Genomic DNA, 17,447 nt, shown 5'->3' on the forward strand with positions numbered 1-17,447 from the left:
TTAATTTTTCTAAATAAAAACCACTTACAAAATCATCTTCTCAAAAATATAATATAAACAGTATAAATTGTAATTACCACAAGTAAGGTTAATAGAATTCCTTGTATTTCTGAAAAGAAAATACTTAACCAAGATAATCTATAGTTAAATTCTTTATTTGAAAGAAATAACTTAGCTTTATTAGGGGAGTTCTTATTTATAAATAATTTTATTGTATGATCTTTTACAGCCTTATTAAAAAGCTGTTTATTCTTTTCTTTAAAAGAATCACAACGTTCAAAAATATATGTTTTATATACTCTAAAAAAAACTTGGTCTTGTTGAAAATAGCTTTTATTTCCATAATTATATTGATATGAAACTGCTAGATTTGCCATTTTATCCCCGCCTCGTCCCCAAGGGCTTGAGCACTTAATTTCATAATTTAAGATCTGAAATTTTTCTAGCCGCACCCAAGTTGGATGAGTTACATTAAAGATTTTTAACTTAGCAGCAGGAATACTTGTGCATAAAAAAATTAAAACAAGTAAAAACAATACAAGATAGAGACTACTATAGAAAAATTTATTCATAACTCAAAACTATAATAGATTAATTTTTAGCAATTGACTGATAATTATATACTATTAACATGCAAATTAGTCCTCTATTATTTTTTAGATGTGACAGTAAGATATATAATTAAACCAATTAATACTAAAATTATTAGTTGGATTTCCAACATAAGATTTATCACCCAAGAGTTTCTAAATGATAAACCCTTTTTGGTTATTAATATTTTCGATTTCTTTGTGTCTGGTGAAATAAAAATTTTTATTTCATTATTTTTCTTTATTTCATTAAATATAGATATGTTCTGACCTTTCATCTCATCACAGTTTTCAGAAATAAATAATCTATATACAACCAAAAAATCTTCTCTTTCTGATGTATAAGTGGCATTTCGATACGTATATTGATACTTTATATCTCCACGAGCATTCCTATCCATTCCTCGTCGCCAAGGTTTACTTGAGCAGTAAATCTTGTAATCTAAAATTTTATAACCTTTTACTTCAACCCAATCAGGATGAAATAATTTAAAAACTTCTAATTTCAAATTAAAAGATGAGGTTACAACTAATAGAATAAGAAAAATAGCTAATAAGGATAAAATAATTTTTATAAATAATTTCATTATTAATATATCCTAACCAAAATAAAGATTCTCAAATTAATATATAAATATATTTCATATACCCTTAGCGGCTAAATATTAGTATGAAAATAAAATTTTATTGAATGACCTTAAGTATAGTCACCGTAGGTCAAAAATAAAACATTTAAACTTTTGATCTACTGATATCAGTGATGTATTGATGTTCTACAAAGCACCAAAAGCTAAAAACAGGTTTGATCAATGGAGGGATTGATAAGATTGCAGGCACAATGATTGGCATATTCGCTGATGTAGAACATCTTATCGGTATTTTTGTGGACCTTAGGAAGATGCGATTCGAGACTCTGAGTTCTGTACAGTGCCCTACTTTGAGTTTGTAGAGATTATTCCAGCCATTGAAGATGGTTACGTGGAGTATGAAGGTTCTTTATAGAGGTTGTGGAGAATATTTTTAGTTTTGCACGACCAGTAGCTATTCTGGTCATTATTATTAAATTCTTTAAATTAAAAAAAATAAATCGTTCTAGCTTGAGATAGCTGAAACTAAGTTTTATGCCTAAAGATATTTTTAAACAAATTTTATTGATCTGTTATTTGGATATATCTAAATGAGTTAAAATTGGTTCTCTACCATCGCAACCATTCACCCATCCCTCTATAAGTGTTTGACTATGGAGCGCTGATAAAAGCGTTGCATACATAATTTTAAATAGCGGATGGTTTGCATTTAGTTTTATTTCATTTGAAGATGTACACCCCTCACCAGTTGCTACTGGACTTTTAAGCACTACAATTACATATGAACCACTATCATGAACAACTAATTTTCCAACCTTAGTTTGTGGGAAAGGGCTATTTGCAAATACAGTGGAGCAAAATGTTAGACTCAAAAATAGAGTAAAATAGTTTAGTCATAAGCTTTTTCCATTTATATCAACTCATATCATTTTCTTAAATCTAGTCTAGTTATAAAAGGATATTGTCCAAAACAGCCATTATCCCCACCACTAATCATTATTTCTAAAGAGTTTATAGAATAGCTCTAGTTAGATATTCTTACAGCAGTATGTCTTAAATTATATAAATTTAATAAAGTAAATATAGAAATAATAGTTTATTTATTTCTCAGAAGCTTTATCCACTCATTAAAATCCTCAAGTGTATACAGGTATTCATCTTTATTGCTTACATCAATAATGTCAACAGCCCCCATCCTTACTAGAATATCCCGAACTACTTGATCAGTTACTAAATCACTATCATTAAGCATAGAAAAAGCCCATTCAGCAATATTTTCCCTACTCTCAGCTCCATTACATAAGCTATTTAATTTTAATAATAATTCATCATTTAAAGTCACTTTATCTTCGCCCTACATATTTTCCATTTACATCGAATATTCTATGGTTGAAAGGTTCTAATACTGGTTTGGGAGCAACACTACGAATTCTCCCTGCATGATCCAATTTTTCATACCAAGTCCTTGATAAATTAGTAGATGGATTCCACTCTCTTACCAATCTAGCTCCCATCATTTCACCTGATTTTTTTGCAGGATGAATTCGCCATAAAATCTAAAACGCCCATCAGTTAACTCTTTTACTCCACCTGCCCCATATTTCTCAAATTGGGTATAATATGTAGTTAACTTTGCCCCTTGAAGACTACTCTCTGCTCCTCGGCTTATTATATTAATTTCTGGCAATGCAAACTTTGTTGATGCTGCAAATATTCTTGCTCATTTATACCAAACTTTACTCCATTAACTGCGGCACCACTTACACCCAAAGTACAAAAATTTAAGCAATCTGAAAAGATTGAAGTTGTAGCCTCCCAACCAGTTCCATTATAACCATTAAAAAGAGCATCCTTTACATTAGAGTAGTTATATGGTTGCCCTGTTACTGCATACCAACTTTCAACAAGTAGTCCACCGAAAGCCTCGGTGACAGTTGTTCCTGTTATATCTCTATATGTATAACTATCATTCCATCCATATTGATATGGATTGATTTGTCCATGCCCACCACTGATAAATGTAACTGGGTCGGGCTGATAAAACCGTCCTAATACTGGGTTATAGTGCCTTTGCTTTAAGTAAACCAGATCATTCGCATCTTGTACTCCCCCTACAAATGCTTGAGGATTTTTTAGGTTACTCGGTTTCTTTAACTGTAACTGTTGCCCAAAGGGTGCATATTGATACGACTGGCTAACAATACCTTGTTCATTGATAACTTTTAATGTCGACCCATCAAAGTTCTGGATATGGTATTGAATCCTGTCCTTCGCCAGCGCGAGCTAACTAAGGACTAAAAATGATAATAATATCAATATTTGCACTGTAAAATTATTAGCATTTTTCTCATTACTTAAAACCACCTTATTAAAATATCCTATTTTTATAATAGGATATTTAACCTTCATTATCTAAAATAAAATTCATACATCTTATTTAATCACTTAAATTCTATTAATTTTTTTTCAAAATCTTCCAATAATTTATTTTTTCTCTTAGAATCATCAGGAGAAATTAACGAATTTAATATTTCTTCATCACGTTCTATATTAATTAAATGGATACTTAACCACCCAGAACTCCAAAATTCGATTCCCCCTAAAATATTATTCCCCTCTATTTCAACCCTCTCTAAATTACCAAAACCCATTACCTCTCCCTCTGTAGCATTAGAAAAAGTTACTGTATAATTTTCTTTAATTTTAGGAAAAATATTTTTTTTAAAATAATCCATTGAAATATCCATTATTTATTTCCTTTCTAAAATTGGAGTAAGATTTCTATAAGGAGGTAATAATATGCCTCATTGAAAATTCTTTAAAATGAATGATATTTTTGCTAAATAATTCTAAACAAGCACCACTCCCTAATCCGATTCGGATGAACTAACACTCATTAGATCAGCTATAACTTTACAGTTAGTTATTACTTTCTCATTAGCCGATTCATTTTCCAGATAGTTTATCCAATAATATGCGCTACCTTTAAAATTTAGAAGTAGTACTCGTCCTCTTTCACACCAAACTTCTATTTCAATTTCATCTGTTCGGAACTTAAGCCGAACTACTGCTAAAAGTAAATCTGACTTTTTATTAGGAAACCTAATATTATCATCAAAGTCTGGTTTTCCCGTTTTTAAATTTATATGATAGAAGATACTTTCCACTCCGTGCGGCAATCTAGAAACTTTATTAATTTTATCAATTTGTTTATCCCAAAGTATTCTAGCTTCCGGTTCTATTTTTTCTCTAACTGCATTTAAAACTAACCTCTCAAGATTATTTATTTCATTCAAACCATACCATTTTTTCTTTAACCAGTTAATCATTTAAATTTGCTCCTGCTATTCCATAAGCACCACCCACAATAGACCCTTTATAAACGAGTGGTATTCTATTATATTGTTGGAATAATATAGATTGAGGTGGATTTAAGTCCTTAAATGATCTTGGCATCGTTCTATATCTATATGGATCAGATAAGGCATGGGATTCTTTTGAAACATAATTCCCATTCCACTTATTACCACTCTTAGATAGCCATTTACCAAAATCATTATCTAGAAATGTGATTCTATTTTCAATTTGCTTTGCATTTACAAATCGATTTGGTATCCAATGAGAAAATTCAAGTCCACTAGCCTTGGTTCCAGCAGCTTTCCAGCCTGCAGCTCCTCCAGAATAAAACGATAAGCCTATACCAACATATTCACCAAAAGAATAAGCTGAAGAGTTTTGATCAATATTACCTATATCCCATGTATTTCTCAGATAAACTGGCACACCTAGAAATAAAGTATCTCCAACCCCTGCCGAGAAGTTTGTAAAATCTACAAAATTCTTTTCATGATTTTGAATAAAATAATTATCATTAATTATACTAAACTCTAATCCATTCTTATCACTATAAGTAAACGGATCATTGACACCATAATGATAACGGTTGATTTGTCCATGCCCACCACTGATAAATGTAACTGGGTCGGGCTGATAAAACCGTCCTAATACTGGGTTATAGTGCCTTTGCTTTAAGTAAACCAGATCATTCGCATCTTGTACTCCCCCTACAAATGCTTGAGGATTTTTTAGGTTACTCGGTTTCTTTAACTGTAACTGTTGCCCAAAGGGTGCATATTGATACGACTGGCTAACAATACCTTGTTCATTGATGACCTTTAAGGTTGATCCATCAAAGTTCTGGATATGATATTGAATCCTGTCCTTAGCCAGCGTGAGCTGACTAAGAAGTAAAATTAAGCTCAATAGCACCAACTGAATAGCAGATGACCATATTTTCTTTGAATACATATCGTTATTTTTCATTTCACTTTTCATTATTGTTTTCATGGCTACCTTCCTTAGTCATCTTCAAGAATAAGATCTAAAACTGTGGGTAACCAGGCCATCATTTCTTCATCAGGATCAGGTTCACTTGGATGAATTCCTGCTTCTAATACCCCTTTTGCTCCTAGTTGTTTATATTCATAACCATCTTTATAGCCATCGCCATCTGTATCAGGATTATTCGGATCAGAACCAATGAAACGCTCTAAATAGTCAGGTAAACCATCATCATCACTATCCAGATAGCTATCTAACAAGTTGAGTAATCCAAACTCTGCCGCCTCAAAATTATTGATAAAATCATAGCCGTCATTTGCATCCGGATAATGCTCCAGCGTTGCAACCAGTTTATCTCCAACATACACGTACGCTTGACTATAGCCTGCTCTATGGTTGATTTCGTAAATTAAATGTCCTGCCAAATCATAAATATAATCGGTGATTCCATTTTCCCGTACAGCCCTGACTCTCAAGCCATCTGCATTGTAAATGTAGCTTTCATTACCATTTTTGCTTATACGGTAATAAGCATCGTAATCGAGTGCTCGAATGCCATCATTGGTAACATTCCCCATTCCATCGTAACTAAACTGATAAGGAGAGCCACTCACACTACCCAAACGTGAAGTTCCGTTTACATATTGGTAGACATACGAAGCAGGTGCAACAAATTGACTTTTTGCTATCACATTCACAGTACTAATGTCATCATTGTTATAGCTATATTGATAACGTGCATGATCTTGTTCGACCTGCTTCATTAACCCTGTACCATAGCGGTCAATTGAAGCGTTATAAGTTGCGCCACAATTATCAACCATTCTATTAATACGGTTTAATGCATCATAGCCATAACTAATACTTACAGCACATTTATTCAGGCTGGTTGAACTTACGCCTGTAGGTAAACCATTATTTGAATAAGAATAATCCCATGCAACATCAGAATTTGCCTGTACAAAAATCAGTTGATGCAATGCGTTATAGTTAAGTGACTGAATAACATTTGGTATTGAACCAATTTCACCAAATGCATTTTGATTGGACAAATCGACCGCTTTTCCATTTGGATAATTAATAGATATAATCTGATTGAGGTTGTTATAGCCAAATGTAAGGGTAAATGCATAATTTGCATCATGCGAGTTAATACTTTGGGTCAGTGAAATCACTCGTCCTAAATTATCACGACCATAACTTTGCGCCGTGTTGGCATTACTTGTAGAAGTTAAACGGCCTGCAGCAGTATAACCATAACTTGTTGTTACACCACGCCAGTTCCGAGAAGTAATTAAATCATTGATTGGATAGTATTCAATCGTCTCGACTGAACCATCTTGATGAGTAATGGTATTAATTTTACCTGTAGCATCATAGCCATAGGTTTTTTGTCCATTAATACTATTATCTTTTTCAGTTGCTAATGTACCATTGCTGTTGTAAGTATAACGTTGTATGGACGCTCCAGATGTTGCAGCGATCGGTTGTAACAGTGCAAGATCATAATCTGTAAATGTTTCAAATACCGATCCGTCATTACCTTTTCGACTGACACTCGTTTTTAATTCCGGACTAAAATCACCAGCTGACAGATAATTGGATTCAGTAACACCATAAGCATCGCTCACTAAAGCAATTGCACCTGAACGTCCAGCACATGACTGATAACAATAATTTATGGTTACACCATTATCATTTACAGTTTTCGGACGATCAAATACATCATAGTCAGTAGAAATACCGGTTGTCGTACCATTTGAAGATGGATTAGAACTAAATGTTATATTTCCAAAGGCATCATAACTATTGGTCATCACAACAGTTTTGTCTGTTGTATTTTCAGCAGAATGAATCAGAAGTCCATCACCATTATATTTTTCAGCTTTACTATAATTTCCACCGTTTTGTGCTGTCTTTAGAATATTTAGACCATCATAACTTATCGTAGTATAGCTCAAGCCAGCGATTGGTGTTTCGACAATTAAACGACCTGCATCATCATATTGATTTTCAGAACGAACGCCATCCGCATCAGTATGTCTTACAATATGTCCAAAATCATCAACTACATTTGACTCCTGCCCGCCATTTGCAAGTTTGATTTGGGTTGGAATACCGTTTTGATAGGCAGCAAATTGAGTAATTTGCTTTCCATTCCCTACATCTACTTCAATAGGTAAGCCTGTATGTCGATCTCCTGATACATAGTTAGAAAAACACCCGACAAAAGTTGACCATTGAAAATCAACTAAATTGCCAAGACATGTTGAAAATGAAAGAGTTTCATATTTATATTTTGTAATTCGACCTGCCTGAGTCTGGCTCTGAATTGCACCTAACTCGTCATATTCAGTCGTTTGTACTGTAAAATTACCAGATGTTTTTTGCTTAGGTAATCCAATAATCCAAGGTAAACTACCATTATTTACCGCATCATTTCCTGCATTTGCATTAAAGTATGTCGTCGTTGTACTTGGTAATTGAATTGCACTCCCACCATTTAAACCAGTTTGTTGTATCGTTTGAGCATTACCATATTGGTCAAAATTACTATAAGTCGTCTTATATTCGCCAAAATGGTTGATTGTTTTGCTACTAGGACGAACTAAATAGACATAATTATACCCTGTATAATTATCATTCGCTGTTGCAGGATTTTGCCCAATTAAAGATAGTGTGGTCCATGAATAATTTTCTTGTCGATCGCCAATAGTTACTTTTTTCAGTAAACCATGTAAAAAACTCTCTGCAACACCACCATCAAATGCATTCATTACATAGGTATAGGCTTTGCTCAAACCAGTTACCAAATCTTTGGTGGTAACGGTAGTCGTCAGTTCATTGCTCTCTTTATTACGGCTATATCCATAATTAATTTGCAAACTGTTCGCATTTACACCCGTATAATTTGAGTAAGTAATTTTGAAAGACTGTGCCTCATCAAACCCAGGGCGTGGAGCATTGATTAATGAATACGACCAATTCACAGATTTGACATTAATTAAACCATTGGAAGAAGCTTTAAAAAATTTAGCCCCCATCAAATCACTGTAAAACCACATATAGCCCTGTGAAGTAATACCATTGATCGATTTTGGATGGTTACCAATAATACGATAAGGACCACCATATTCGTAAGCAATAGCATCACCACTTACGTCTCCTACAGTTCTTAAATAAACACTCGCTGCCTGTTTATTTTGAACTTGAGCAACAGTATTAGTACTTCCCGGTATAGGGTCATTATTTAAATAATTACTTTTATCCCCTGTGTAATATGTATAGGCTTTCCATACCACATACCTTCCATTTATATATCTTTTAATATTACTTAGAATGATATCGCCATTAATACTTGAAAATTCATCTTTATTTTCACTAATAACTGAACCATCTTTATATTTTGCATAACTTAAGGCTAGTTCTGGAGTAGATAGAACATCCCTACCATCTAGCTGATGTCGTACATTTTCCAAGAATAATTTGGAAGAGTTGTTATATCCCTGATAGGTTGGATTAGTATTCTCGATTCGGGAATAGTTCATCGAATATGATTCACCAAACTGGTTCTCAACTTTTGAGGCATAGAGGCTTACACGTCCAGCAATATATTGACTTGAGAATATTGTAGGAAAGCCTGTTTGATTTTCTCTATTTTCAATAGGAAATAAATAGTTTACTCCATTAGGTGCTCTAACTCTGAAGTTATTTCCACCATTCTCACAAGAAATAATCCAGTTATCCTGTGAGATATATCGCGTACTTGCAGGATACCCAGTTACACCATTTTGGATAGGATAAAAAATAATATTTTTTTGACCTGGTAAATAAAGGCTAATTGGTCTTTGTCGTGTATCTACATTAGAATAAAGATAAAAATCTGATGTTGATGTTGTCGGCTTATTAAAACTCCATAACTCATTCGATGGCGATTTTGATAACTGACCATCCCATTTTAACTGAAGTAAGGACAACACTGTATTTGCATAGGCATTTGTGTAAACTAAGGGCATAATATCAACAAGTTGATTATTATAATCCCTTAAAATAACTTCTTGTCCTGCTGAATTATAAAACCTAACTTTTACATTAGGTTCCCCCAGAACTTCATAATTAAAACTTGGGATGAGAACTTTTTTTGTAAAACCATAGAAATCAGCAGTATCGACGTATATCGATTTTGTTTTACCTAAATAATTACCTGAATAAAGAATATCGATCCTTCTTATATCTTTACCACTAATATAAAGGCTATATGTAAAATAAGATGAAGTTAAGTGTGCAGTTAATGCATTTATATTATTCTTATTTTTTGCAACGAGATCATTGGTAAAGGTCTGAATGTCAGTTGAAACTTTTGCAGTATAATAGTAAGTAGGGTTTATTCCATTATAAATACTTTGGGACTGAAGTTTATTATAAAAATAGTCACTTGAATTTAAAGTACTTCTATCACTAGAGGCATATTGTAAAGCATAAGCAAGACTTTTTAGATAGTTAGCATTCGTTAATTCGAGATAAGAAGGGATAACCTCATTTTTATAACCTGAATCAAGAATAGAGGTTTGGTAAATAGGCGAACCCGCACTACTATTTCCATTTGAATAATCGCCATTACTTTGGCAAATTCCTTGCCCGTTGTAGTCCCCTTGTAACTTGGTTGAAGCCCCCGTCATCATGACCAAGCGTGGTACTTCCAACTCCCAGTTAGCTATAGACCTAAATCCGTTATTTACCTTTCCATAAGAGCGAGATAAAGTAAAATCAAGACCACGATGACCTTTTAGAGTTACTTCTGGAATATCAAAAACAATTTGCCCACTCATTAAATCAATATGACCATTAGGAACTTTTTCTTGTCCTGTATCTCCCATACTTTGATCAGATGGAAAAGAGGTGGTCGCGATTGTCCAGTTAATGGGCGCGGCATAAGTAATTGAGCAGATTATAGCTAAAAAAATACCTATTATTATTTGCATAAAAATATCTCTTTTTATTTTATTAATTTTTTTGAATTTGAACCGTACCGATATCCTCCCCATCTCCCCATCGAGTACAGGTATTCATCCCATCAATCTTCACTGTTTTATTTGATGCTTGAGCCATCATTAATAATGCCAACTGTCTTTTACCCGTTGCACTATTTTCATTTTTAATCATCATGTAATTGCGGTGTTGTGCACAATTTGGCACATCACCAGAGCGACTACCTATAATATCCACCCAGACTAAACCATCAGCTTCACGGACATTAATAGATGAAACTTTTCCAATGTAGGTACTTGAAAATGCGTTATTTACAAATAAAATTTGTGTAAAAAAAAACATATTTAGAAATATTTTTTTCATTCCAATTCTTTACTTTTTGTTAAAGTTACACATAAAATATATTTTATTAAATAAAATTACAATATCCACATTATTTATTAATATTTAAGGACTAGGGAATGATGGAAAAGAATTTTTAGCTTTATTAGTTAATAACTTTTAAGACATATATCTATGAAAGGAAATAGCTGAAGAATTGTAGAGATTAGATATTATAAAGTTGATGAGACCAGCTTATAAATTTTTTTAAGCAATTGTCGGCTCTGTATAAAATAGTCATATTTTATTAACTAATCATTTCAAAAATTCGAGTTCGACTAAATAAAATGAGACAGTAAATCTTACATAGTTGAATATCTAGAAATCTAATGGAAATTTAAATGGAAAAAATTGTATTTTATCTAATGATTATATTCACTTGTATTCAAACTGCGAATGCAGAACAAGATTATGTAAGTGGAACTCTAACTAAAATTACAAGTGTGACAGAAGGACTTTTAATAAAATTAGAACCCGGAAACCTTCCAGATGTTTGTAAAAATAAAACTGCTTATGGGTGGATGCTTATTCCTCAGGCTCGTAAAACTATAATTGCTTTAACCTTATCTCAATGGTATCAGAAGAAAAGAAGCGTAACGGTTTATGTTGATAGAGATTATTCTAATAATCCTAGTTTTTGTACAGTACAACAAGTAGAGCCTCTATGATTATGAAAAAACTATTATTTTTTGTATTTCTAACATTATGTTTTAATACCACATTATTTGCAGCTGAAGGTGTAGAGGGTAGAAAAATCATAGATATTGGCTGTCATGCAGACTCTGGTACATGCTATGTTAGTTTATCAGGTAATCCTTTTGGCTCAACCTTAGGCTGTCCTGTTTCTAACACAAATGAATTCAGATTTGATAATGCTGAAACACCTCATGGGAAACGTGCATATGCCTCATTATTAGCTGCTTTTTTAGCAAAAAAAACTGTAGATATTTATTTGGCTGGCTGTACATCGCAAGGGCATCCTAATTTAATATTCTTTCACATTCGTTAAGATTATTAAAAGATAGATAAGTTTTAATTATTTTAGGATATGCTCCATAAATTTCTTATTAATTTTATATTAAAAAATAGGGAATATAAAATTCAATATTTTATATTCCATTTATTATAATTTATTAATTTAACTAATATAAACTTAAAATTTTTACAGCTTATTAAATAGCTAACCTTACTCACCCATTCTTAAAGAAATATATTTTATAATTATTGAATAAATTTAAATTTATATGGTGGTATATTAAGAGTTAAAACTTAAACAGCTGCTTTTAAGAGTCCTCCCCCAAAACCGCTCCAACACCACATCCCGTTCATCCAAACTGTTAGAGCTTAAAACCTGTAGCATCAAGCCATCTATAAGGTTTAAAACCATATCTGCATCGAATTTAAAAGCACGGGTCTCACAGCTAAAAATCAGGTCAAAAAGCTCCCGATGCAGCCATTTTCGGTATTCAACTGCCATACGGTAGGCTTGCGGGTACAACCGTTTTATTTCAAAAACCGCTTTAAGCAGCAAATGGTACAGACTGTTTAAATTGGTATGTAAGACAATAATTTCTTTGAGTTTATCTTTTTGGGTGTAGTAACGGCTTGAGTAAATAATGGAGAGTACTTCTTCTTTGAGTAGGCTTTTTTGAAAGGCGATGCACATTTCAATTAGGCGTTCTTTGGAGTGGAAGTAGTTGTAAAACGTGGCTTTCGGTATTTTGGCTTCTTTGATAATGAGGTCTACCCCTGCATTATGGAACCCATGCGTGGTAAAGAGTTGTATGGCGGTTTGGACCACCTGTAATTTTTTGGAAGATATTTCTAAAGTTGGCATAGTTTTACCGTTATAAATTCTTGTTGTTTCTAAATGAGATAAAAAGCCTGTGCCCTTTCTGGGAGAAAAAAAGGCACAGCAAAGCCGTAAGACGGTGCTTGGCACATCTCAAGTTTTGTTTTGCTAAGTTTTAAGTAAAAATGACTTAAAGCCTGAAAACCTTATGGCGTTCAAGCTGCTGTAATTTTTTAAGCTGTGTCGTTATAGCTTTTGGCGCTTAAGGCCAAGAAATGATGGATGTGCATAGCCAACTCCTGATTTTGGGAGTTCTGCCAAAGCATTCTTTTGGAATTATGGTGGCAGAACGAAAGAGGGTTGACAGACTGGCTTCGAGAACCCAGCACGCACAAAGGCGTCCCCCTTCCGTCCTACCGCTACAAAAAGGGAGACGAGTGGGTCTACATCAAAAAAACGAGTTTTTTCAATGTTCTCAAAGATCAGCCTGTCAAAGCCGGCTGGCAATGTGGCCAGCACGCAAAGCATAATCTGAGAGTTGAGATGTGTCAATGTGGCTTTAATGACAAGTGATTAAATTTATTATTGTTTTTCATTAGATTAACTAAATTATTATTTAAGATATTATATTTAATTATATTTTTAAAATTAAACAGAAGCGATCCGTGCTTATTGATTTCTTAATGAGACTTTTAATATGAAATAACGAAATGATAAGTAGGATTAGACAGTCTCTGTCTGCCCCACTTGGTGATAAGCACGGTTAAAGTAAACCAAACTTTGGTCATGTTGGCTTTGTTTAATCGCCACAATCGGACATATAAAAATCGTGTGTGTGCCGACTTGTTGAATTTGCTCAATCTCGCAGTCAAAACTTACTAAAGCATCTTCCAACACAGGTGCGCCTGTTTCTAACTCAATCCATTCGCCATGTTTAAAGCGTTCTTCTGGTGTGAGCTTAGATGAAAATGCTTTTGAAATATGTTCGTGGTGCGCGCCTAACACATTTACGGTTAAGATTTTGTTATCTAGGAAATGTGCATGTGAACTCGCAGCTTGGTTCATACAGACCAATAATGTCGGCGGCGTGTCAGTCACACTACAAACAGCAGAGGCAGTAAATCCAAAACGGCCAGACATGCCTGCCGTGGTCACAACACTAACCGCACTTGTGAGTAAAGACATTGCATTTCTAAAGTCTGTTGCTTGAACCATGACATTATTCCTAAATTGAACCGTACCTTTTCCTGTGTGTTTGCTATACCGCCCAACTCCATCAGGAAGGTACTATCGACATGCGATCTGATTAGAGCGACATGTAGTAAGTAAAATGAGGGTTACTTGTTTGATTATCAACCACCATCAAAAAAGTAACCCTTTATACCACTTATTGGTAAATATTAAGCAGTAAGATCAAAACCCGTAAGTTCTCGGCGAACGATTTCTGCACCTGCACTTAAGGCATTTAGCTTGCCGCGTGCCACTTCACGAGAAAGAGGCGCCATACCGCAGTTTGTGCACGGGTAAAGCTTGTCTGAATCTACAAACTGAAGCGCTTTACGTAGTGTGTTGGCAACTTCTTCCGGTGTCTCAATCTGGTTTGTTGCAACATCAATCGCACCGACCATGACTTTTTTACCACGAATAAGTTCAAGTAAGTCGATTGGCACACGAGAGTTGTGACATTCTAACGAGATGATATCAATGTTAGAAGTTTGAAGTTTCGGGAAAGCTTCTTCGTACTGGCGCCATTCTGAACCGAGTGTCTTTTTCCAGTCAGTATTGGCTTTAATACCGTAACCATAGCAAATGTGCACTGCAGTTTCACATTTTAGACCTTCAATTGCACGCTCTAAAGTCGCAATACCCCAGTCATTTACTTCGTCAAAGAATACGTTAAATGCAGGTTCGTCAAACTGAATAATATCTACACCAGCAGCTTCTAACTCTTTCGCTTCTTGGTTCAAGATTTTGGCAAATTCCCAAGCAAGCTTTTCACGGCTCTTGTAGTGACCATCATAAAGTGTATCAATCATGGTCATTGGGCCAGGTAACGCCCATTTAATTGGCTGATCAGTTTGCTGACGTAAAAACTTTGCATCTTCAACAAACACAGGCTTTTGACGAGACACTGCACCTACCACAGACGGTACACTTGCGTCATAACGGTCACGAATACGAACTGTTTCGCGCTTCTCAAAATCTACGCCATTTAAGTGCTCAATAAACGTAGTCACAAAGTGTTGGCGGGTTTGTTCGCCATCGCTGACAATATCAATGCCCGCAAGTTTTTGTTCGTGAAGTGCTAAACGTAACGCGTCTTTTTTACCTTCAACTAAGCCTTCATTTTCGAGTTTCCACGGCGACCAAAGCTTTTCAGGTTCTGCAAGCCAAGACGGTTTCGGTAAGCTGCCAGCAGTTGAAGTCGGTAATAACTTTTTCATAATAAATGACCTATATGTTGATTAATTAGGAGCGTAATTCGCAGACCACTGCTCAAGAATCGCTTGGTATGGTTTGATAAATTGCTCTTCAACAAACTTCCCCTGCTCTATAGCCAAACGGCTACGTTCTTCACGGTCATACACAATTCGAGTAAGTGAATAATCTTGGTGCTTCAAGCTTGGTTGATAAGACTTTCCAGCCACTGAATTTGCATTGTAAATTTCAGGACGGTAAATCTTTTGGAAGGTTTCCATCGTACTAATAGTACTAATCAACTCAAGGTTGGTGTAATCACTCAACAAATCGCCAGTAAAGTAGAACGCTAACGGCGCAACGCTATGCGGCGGCATGAAATAGCGAACTTTTAAGCCCATTTTTTGGAAATATTCATCGGTTAATGAATAGTCTTCTTGCTTGTATTCGACACCCAAAACAGGATGTTCGTTTTCAGTACGGTGATACACCTTACTTGTTGAAACGCTTAGGCAAATGACTGGTGCCTTTTTAAAGTTGGCTTTGTAAGTTTCAGAGTTAATAAAGCTCTTAAACAAGTTACCGTGCAATTCACCAAACTTTTCTGGCGTGCTAAACGTAGACTTGTTTTTGTTGTGGTCTAACAACAGCACACTAAAGTCATAGTCACGTACATAAGACGAGAAGTTGTTACCAACAATACCTTCGATGCGTTCATTGGTCTTTTTATCAACAATATTGGTTTTCAATATTTCGATGAGAGGAAGCCCGCTGGTACGGTTTTCGGCATCAATGTTCATTTCAACTGAAATGATTTCAAGTTCAACGCCATAGCGGTCGCCCTTAGGATTGTCCCAATGAGCTAAGGCATTGAAACGATTGTCGATCATCCGTAATGTGTTGCGCAAATTTTCTTCGCGGCTCATCCCTCTCGCCAAGTTAGCAAAGTTGGTTGTAATACGCGTATTGTCTGCTGGACGATAGTTCTCATCGAAACAAATACTCTTAATCGTAAATGTAAATTCTTTACTCATTGTGATCAGTACCCTAATTTCTGAGATAAACCTAAAAAATCTTTTTGCTCTGTTTGAACTTTCCAGCCTTGTCAGTTTTGTGCCTTGTGGTCTTATCAAAAGTGAATTACTGGAGCGCTTCAGAGCATGGATAGATTTATACCGCAATCACAACATGAATAAAAATGATTTAGTCTCATTCAAAACTGAGTGAAATTCATGTTTAGGGTTTTATAAATAAGTATGAAGTTAAATTTTTTTCATCTTAGAGAAGTTTAGACAGTAGAAATTTACTATACGGCGCTCACACAGCACTTAAAAATTTTAAATATTTATTATTATTTTCAATAATTTAAACAATATAATTTTAGAGAAAATGGCTAGACTTAAAGTAATTTATGCTGACTCTCATTCATCTCTGCTTTTAGCCATTCTAAAAATAGGGTTTTACGTGGATCTTCCTCAAAAGCACGATGAGAAAGTAGAAAATAGGCTGAACCATCTTGAACGACTGGTGAATTTTTTTGCAGTAAGTTCCATTCAAGCTCTTTTTCAATCATATAAATTGAGATGACTGTCGCGCCAAGTCCCGCCAAACAACCTTCTAAACATAAATAAAAATGTTCGAGTTCAACTTTGGTGTAGCCTTTTAAACTTTGCTTTAGCTCAGCAATGCGACTCATACTTTTGAAAAAATTTGGTCTAGAGGTCGAAATGAGTACGTCGTTGGTTTCCGATGGCTTGGTTGATTGAACTAGAGCGATATATTCATCGGCAATTTTTTCGCTATAAATATGCTCTCCCCAATCAAAGTCATTTCTACGAATCGCAATATCAATATTATCTTTTTCAAAATCAACCACACCGCCTGCTGTGAGTAGCACAACCTCAAAATCATGCCCGAGCTTTTTAAATTTTGATAACCGCGGAATGAGCCATTTCATAGAAAGAGTCGGTTCACAGGACAAAACCAGTTGCTTGTTTTCGGTTTTGGGTTGGCTAAGCTCTATTAAACATTCATCGAGTTGACCAAACACCTGATGGCAACAACTCAATAAAGTTTCACCCTGCTCGGTCATCACAAGCGTTTTATTTTTACGGTCAAATAAAGTCGTATTTAAAGCTTCTTCTAAATTATAAATCTGTTTACTAACCGCACTTTGCGTCACAAATAATTTCTTTGCAGCTAAAGTAACACTGCCATACTTCGCCACAAAGTAGAAAAATTTTAGTGAATTCAGCGATATTCTTTCAATCATTCCAAAAGCTCATAGATATATAGTCGTTTTTATCGATTTTTATTTTTAGATTTCTGTTCAAAATAAAAATCATCTTT

The 17,447-nt window shown here is 34.5% G+C and carries 15 protein-coding genes and 2 pseudogenes; 3 read left to right on the plus strand and 14 right to left on the minus strand.

The genetic code is table 11. The features are described 5' to 3' along the window. Positions 1–32: 32 nt before the first annotated feature. Together KNQ97_RS14510 and KNQ97_RS14515 are read right to left on the minus strand one after the other, a co-directional pair. A complete protein-coding gene (locus KNQ97_RS14510; RefSeq protein WP_005111976.1) occupies positions 33–572 on the minus strand; it encodes a hypothetical protein in 540 nt (179 codons plus the stop codon). 77 nt (positions 573–649) lie between these two features. Then, entirely contained in the window at positions 650–1,177 is a 528-nt protein-coding gene (locus KNQ97_RS14515; protein WP_253612386.1) for a hypothetical protein, read from the minus strand. Positions 1,178–1,487: 310 nt separating this feature from the next. On the opposite strand from KNQ97_RS14515, the pseudogene KNQ97_RS14520 reads away from it, so the two are divergent. Then, positions 1,488–1,592, plus strand: a pseudogene (locus tag KNQ97_RS14520) (Darcynin 1); the annotation flags it as partial. A 681-nt stretch (positions 1,593–2,273) separates the two neighbouring features. Here KNQ97_RS14520 and KNQ97_RS14525 read toward each other — a convergent pair. The 7 genes and pseudogenes from KNQ97_RS14525 to KNQ97_RS14555 all read right to left on the minus strand — a co-directional run bounded on the left by KNQ97_RS14525 (position 2,274) and on the right by KNQ97_RS14555 (position 10,870). Beyond that, a complete protein-coding gene (locus KNQ97_RS14525) occupies positions 2,274–2,519 on the minus strand; it encodes a hypothetical protein (RefSeq protein WP_216117416.1) in 246 nt (81 codons plus the stop codon). A gap of 374 nt (positions 2,520–2,893) precedes the next feature. Next, positions 2,894–3,586, minus strand: a pseudogene (locus KNQ97_RS14530) (RHS repeat-associated core domain-containing protein); the annotation flags it as partial. 32 nt (positions 3,587–3,618) lie between these two features. After that, positions 3,619–3,924, minus strand: a complete 306-nt coding sequence (locus KNQ97_RS14535; RefSeq protein WP_253612387.1) for a hypothetical protein — start codon at positions 3,922–3,924, stop codon at positions 3,619–3,621. Between the two features lie 120 nt (positions 3,925–4,044). Then, positions 4,045–4,506, minus strand: coding sequence for a hypothetical protein (locus tag KNQ97_RS14540; protein ID WP_253612388.1), 462 nt, complete (start codon positions 4,504–4,506; stop codon positions 4,045–4,047). After that, the gene (locus KNQ97_RS14545; protein ID WP_253612402.1) at positions 4,499–5,500 is read right to left on the minus strand and encodes an RHS repeat domain-containing protein; all 1,002 of its coding nucleotides are present in this window, start codon (positions 5,498–5,500) and stop codon (positions 4,499–4,501) included. The genes KNQ97_RS14540 and KNQ97_RS14545 overlap by 8 nt, the downstream gene beginning before the upstream one ends. A 35-nt stretch (positions 5,501–5,535) precedes the next feature. After that, entirely contained in the window at positions 5,536–10,500 is a 4,965-nt protein-coding gene (locus KNQ97_RS14550) for an RHS repeat protein (protein ID WP_253612389.1), read from the minus strand. A gap of 22 nt (positions 10,501–10,522) precedes the next feature. Next, on the minus strand, positions 10,523–10,870 hold the full coding sequence (locus KNQ97_RS14555; protein WP_253612390.1) for a hypothetical protein: 348 nt from the start codon (positions 10,868–10,870) through the stop codon (positions 10,523–10,525). 359 nt (positions 10,871–11,229) lie between these two features. Here KNQ97_RS14555 and KNQ97_RS14560 point away from each other — a divergent pair, with 359 nt between their 5' ends. Next, complete coding sequence (locus tag KNQ97_RS14560; RefSeq protein ID WP_253612391.1) at positions 11,230–11,556, plus strand: ABC transporter ATP-binding protein; 327 nt, start codon at positions 11,230–11,232, stop codon at positions 11,554–11,556. A 2-nt stretch (positions 11,557–11,558) separates the two neighbouring features. Next, a complete protein-coding gene (locus KNQ97_RS14565) occupies positions 11,559–11,897 on the plus strand; it encodes a hypothetical protein (protein WP_253206552.1) in 339 nt (112 codons plus the stop codon). Between the two features lie 246 nt (positions 11,898–12,143). Here the strand turns inward: KNQ97_RS14565 and KNQ97_RS14570 are convergent, their stop codons facing one another. The 5 genes from KNQ97_RS14570 to KNQ97_RS14590 all read right to left on the minus strand — a co-directional run bounded on the left by KNQ97_RS14570 (position 12,144) and on the right by KNQ97_RS14590 (position 17,370). Continuing rightward, the gene (locus tag KNQ97_RS14570; RefSeq protein ID WP_253612392.1) at positions 12,144–12,725 is read right to left on the minus strand and encodes a TetR/AcrR family transcriptional regulator; all 582 of its coding nucleotides are present in this window, start codon (positions 12,723–12,725) and stop codon (positions 12,144–12,146) included. A gap of 678 nt (positions 12,726–13,403) precedes the next feature. Further along, positions 13,404–13,895 carry a flavin reductase gene (locus tag KNQ97_RS14575; protein ID WP_000249482.1) on the minus strand — a complete coding sequence of 164 codons (492 nt, stop codon included), beginning with the start codon at positions 13,893–13,895 and terminating at the stop codon, positions 13,404–13,406. Between the two features lie 185 nt (positions 13,896–14,080). Next, a complete protein-coding gene (locus KNQ97_RS14580; RefSeq protein ID WP_000735355.1) occupies positions 14,081–15,124 on the minus strand; it encodes a methionine synthase in 1,044 nt (347 codons plus the stop codon). 21 nt (positions 15,125–15,145) lie between these two features. Next, positions 15,146–16,132 carry a DUF1852 domain-containing protein gene (locus KNQ97_RS14585; RefSeq protein WP_000031355.1) on the minus strand — a complete coding sequence of 329 codons (987 nt, stop codon included), beginning with the start codon at positions 16,130–16,132 and terminating at the stop codon, positions 15,146–15,148. Between the two features lie 365 nt (positions 16,133–16,497). Further along, the gene (locus tag KNQ97_RS14590) at positions 16,498–17,370 is read right to left on the minus strand and encodes a LysR family transcriptional regulator (protein WP_253612393.1); all 873 of its coding nucleotides are present in this window, start codon (positions 17,368–17,370) and stop codon (positions 16,498–16,500) included. Positions 17,371–17,447: the final 77 nt, after the last annotated feature.

This window comes from Acinetobacter sp. UC24323 (assembly GCF_024151445.1).
In the GTDB taxonomy this organism is placed as follows: Bacteria; Pseudomonadota; Gammaproteobacteria; order Pseudomonadales; family Moraxellaceae; genus Acinetobacter; species Acinetobacter baumannii.

Excerpts from the sequence above, each read along its gene's own strand:
- KNQ97_RS14555 (WP_253612390.1), bottom strand. The coding sequence starts at position 10,870 with ATGAAAAAAATATTTCTAAATATGTTTTTTTTTACACAAATTTTATTT.
- KNQ97_RS14535 (WP_253612387.1), bottom strand. The coding sequence starts at position 3,924 with ATGGATATTTCAATGGATTATTTTAAAAAAAATATTTTTCCTAAAATT.
- KNQ97_RS14590 (WP_253612393.1), bottom strand. The coding sequence starts at position 17,370 with ATGATTGAAAGAATATCGCTGAATTCACTAAAATTTTTCTACTTTGTG.
- KNQ97_RS14580 (WP_000735355.1), bottom strand. The coding sequence starts at position 15,124 with ATGAAAAAGTTATTACCGACTTCAACTGCTGGCAGCTTACCGAAACCG.
- KNQ97_RS14545 (WP_253612402.1), bottom strand. The coding sequence starts at position 5,500 with ATGAAAAATAACGATATGTATTCAAAGAAAATATGGTCATCTGCTATT.
- KNQ97_RS14515 (WP_253612386.1), bottom strand. The coding sequence starts at position 1,177 with ATGAAATTATTTATAAAAATTATTTTATCCTTATTAGCTATTTTTCTT.
- KNQ97_RS14585 (WP_000031355.1), bottom strand. The coding sequence starts at position 16,132 with ATGAGTAAAGAATTTACATTTACGATTAAGAGTATTTGTTTCGATGAG.
- KNQ97_RS14540 (WP_253612388.1), bottom strand. The coding sequence starts at position 4,506 with ATGATTAACTGGTTAAAGAAAAAATGGTATGGTTTGAATGAAATAAAT.
- KNQ97_RS14575 (WP_000249482.1), bottom strand. The coding sequence starts at position 13,895 with ATGGTTCAAGCAACAGACTTTAGAAATGCAATGTCTTTACTCACAAGT.
- KNQ97_RS14550 (WP_253612389.1), bottom strand. The coding sequence starts at position 10,500 with ATGCAAATAATAATAGGTATTTTTTTAGCTATAATCTGCTCAATTACT.
- KNQ97_RS14570 (WP_253612392.1), bottom strand. The coding sequence starts at position 12,725 with ATGCCAACTTTAGAAATATCTTCCAAAAAATTACAGGTGGTCCAAACC.
- KNQ97_RS14565 (WP_253206552.1), top strand. The coding sequence starts at position 11,559 with ATGAAAAAACTATTATTTTTTGTATTTCTAACATTATGTTTTAATACC.
- KNQ97_RS14510 (WP_005111976.1), bottom strand. The coding sequence starts at position 572 with ATGAATAAATTTTTCTATAGTAGTCTCTATCTTGTATTGTTTTTACTT.
- KNQ97_RS14560 (WP_253612391.1), top strand. The coding sequence starts at position 11,230 with ATGGAAAAAATTGTATTTTATCTAATGATTATATTCACTTGTATTCAA.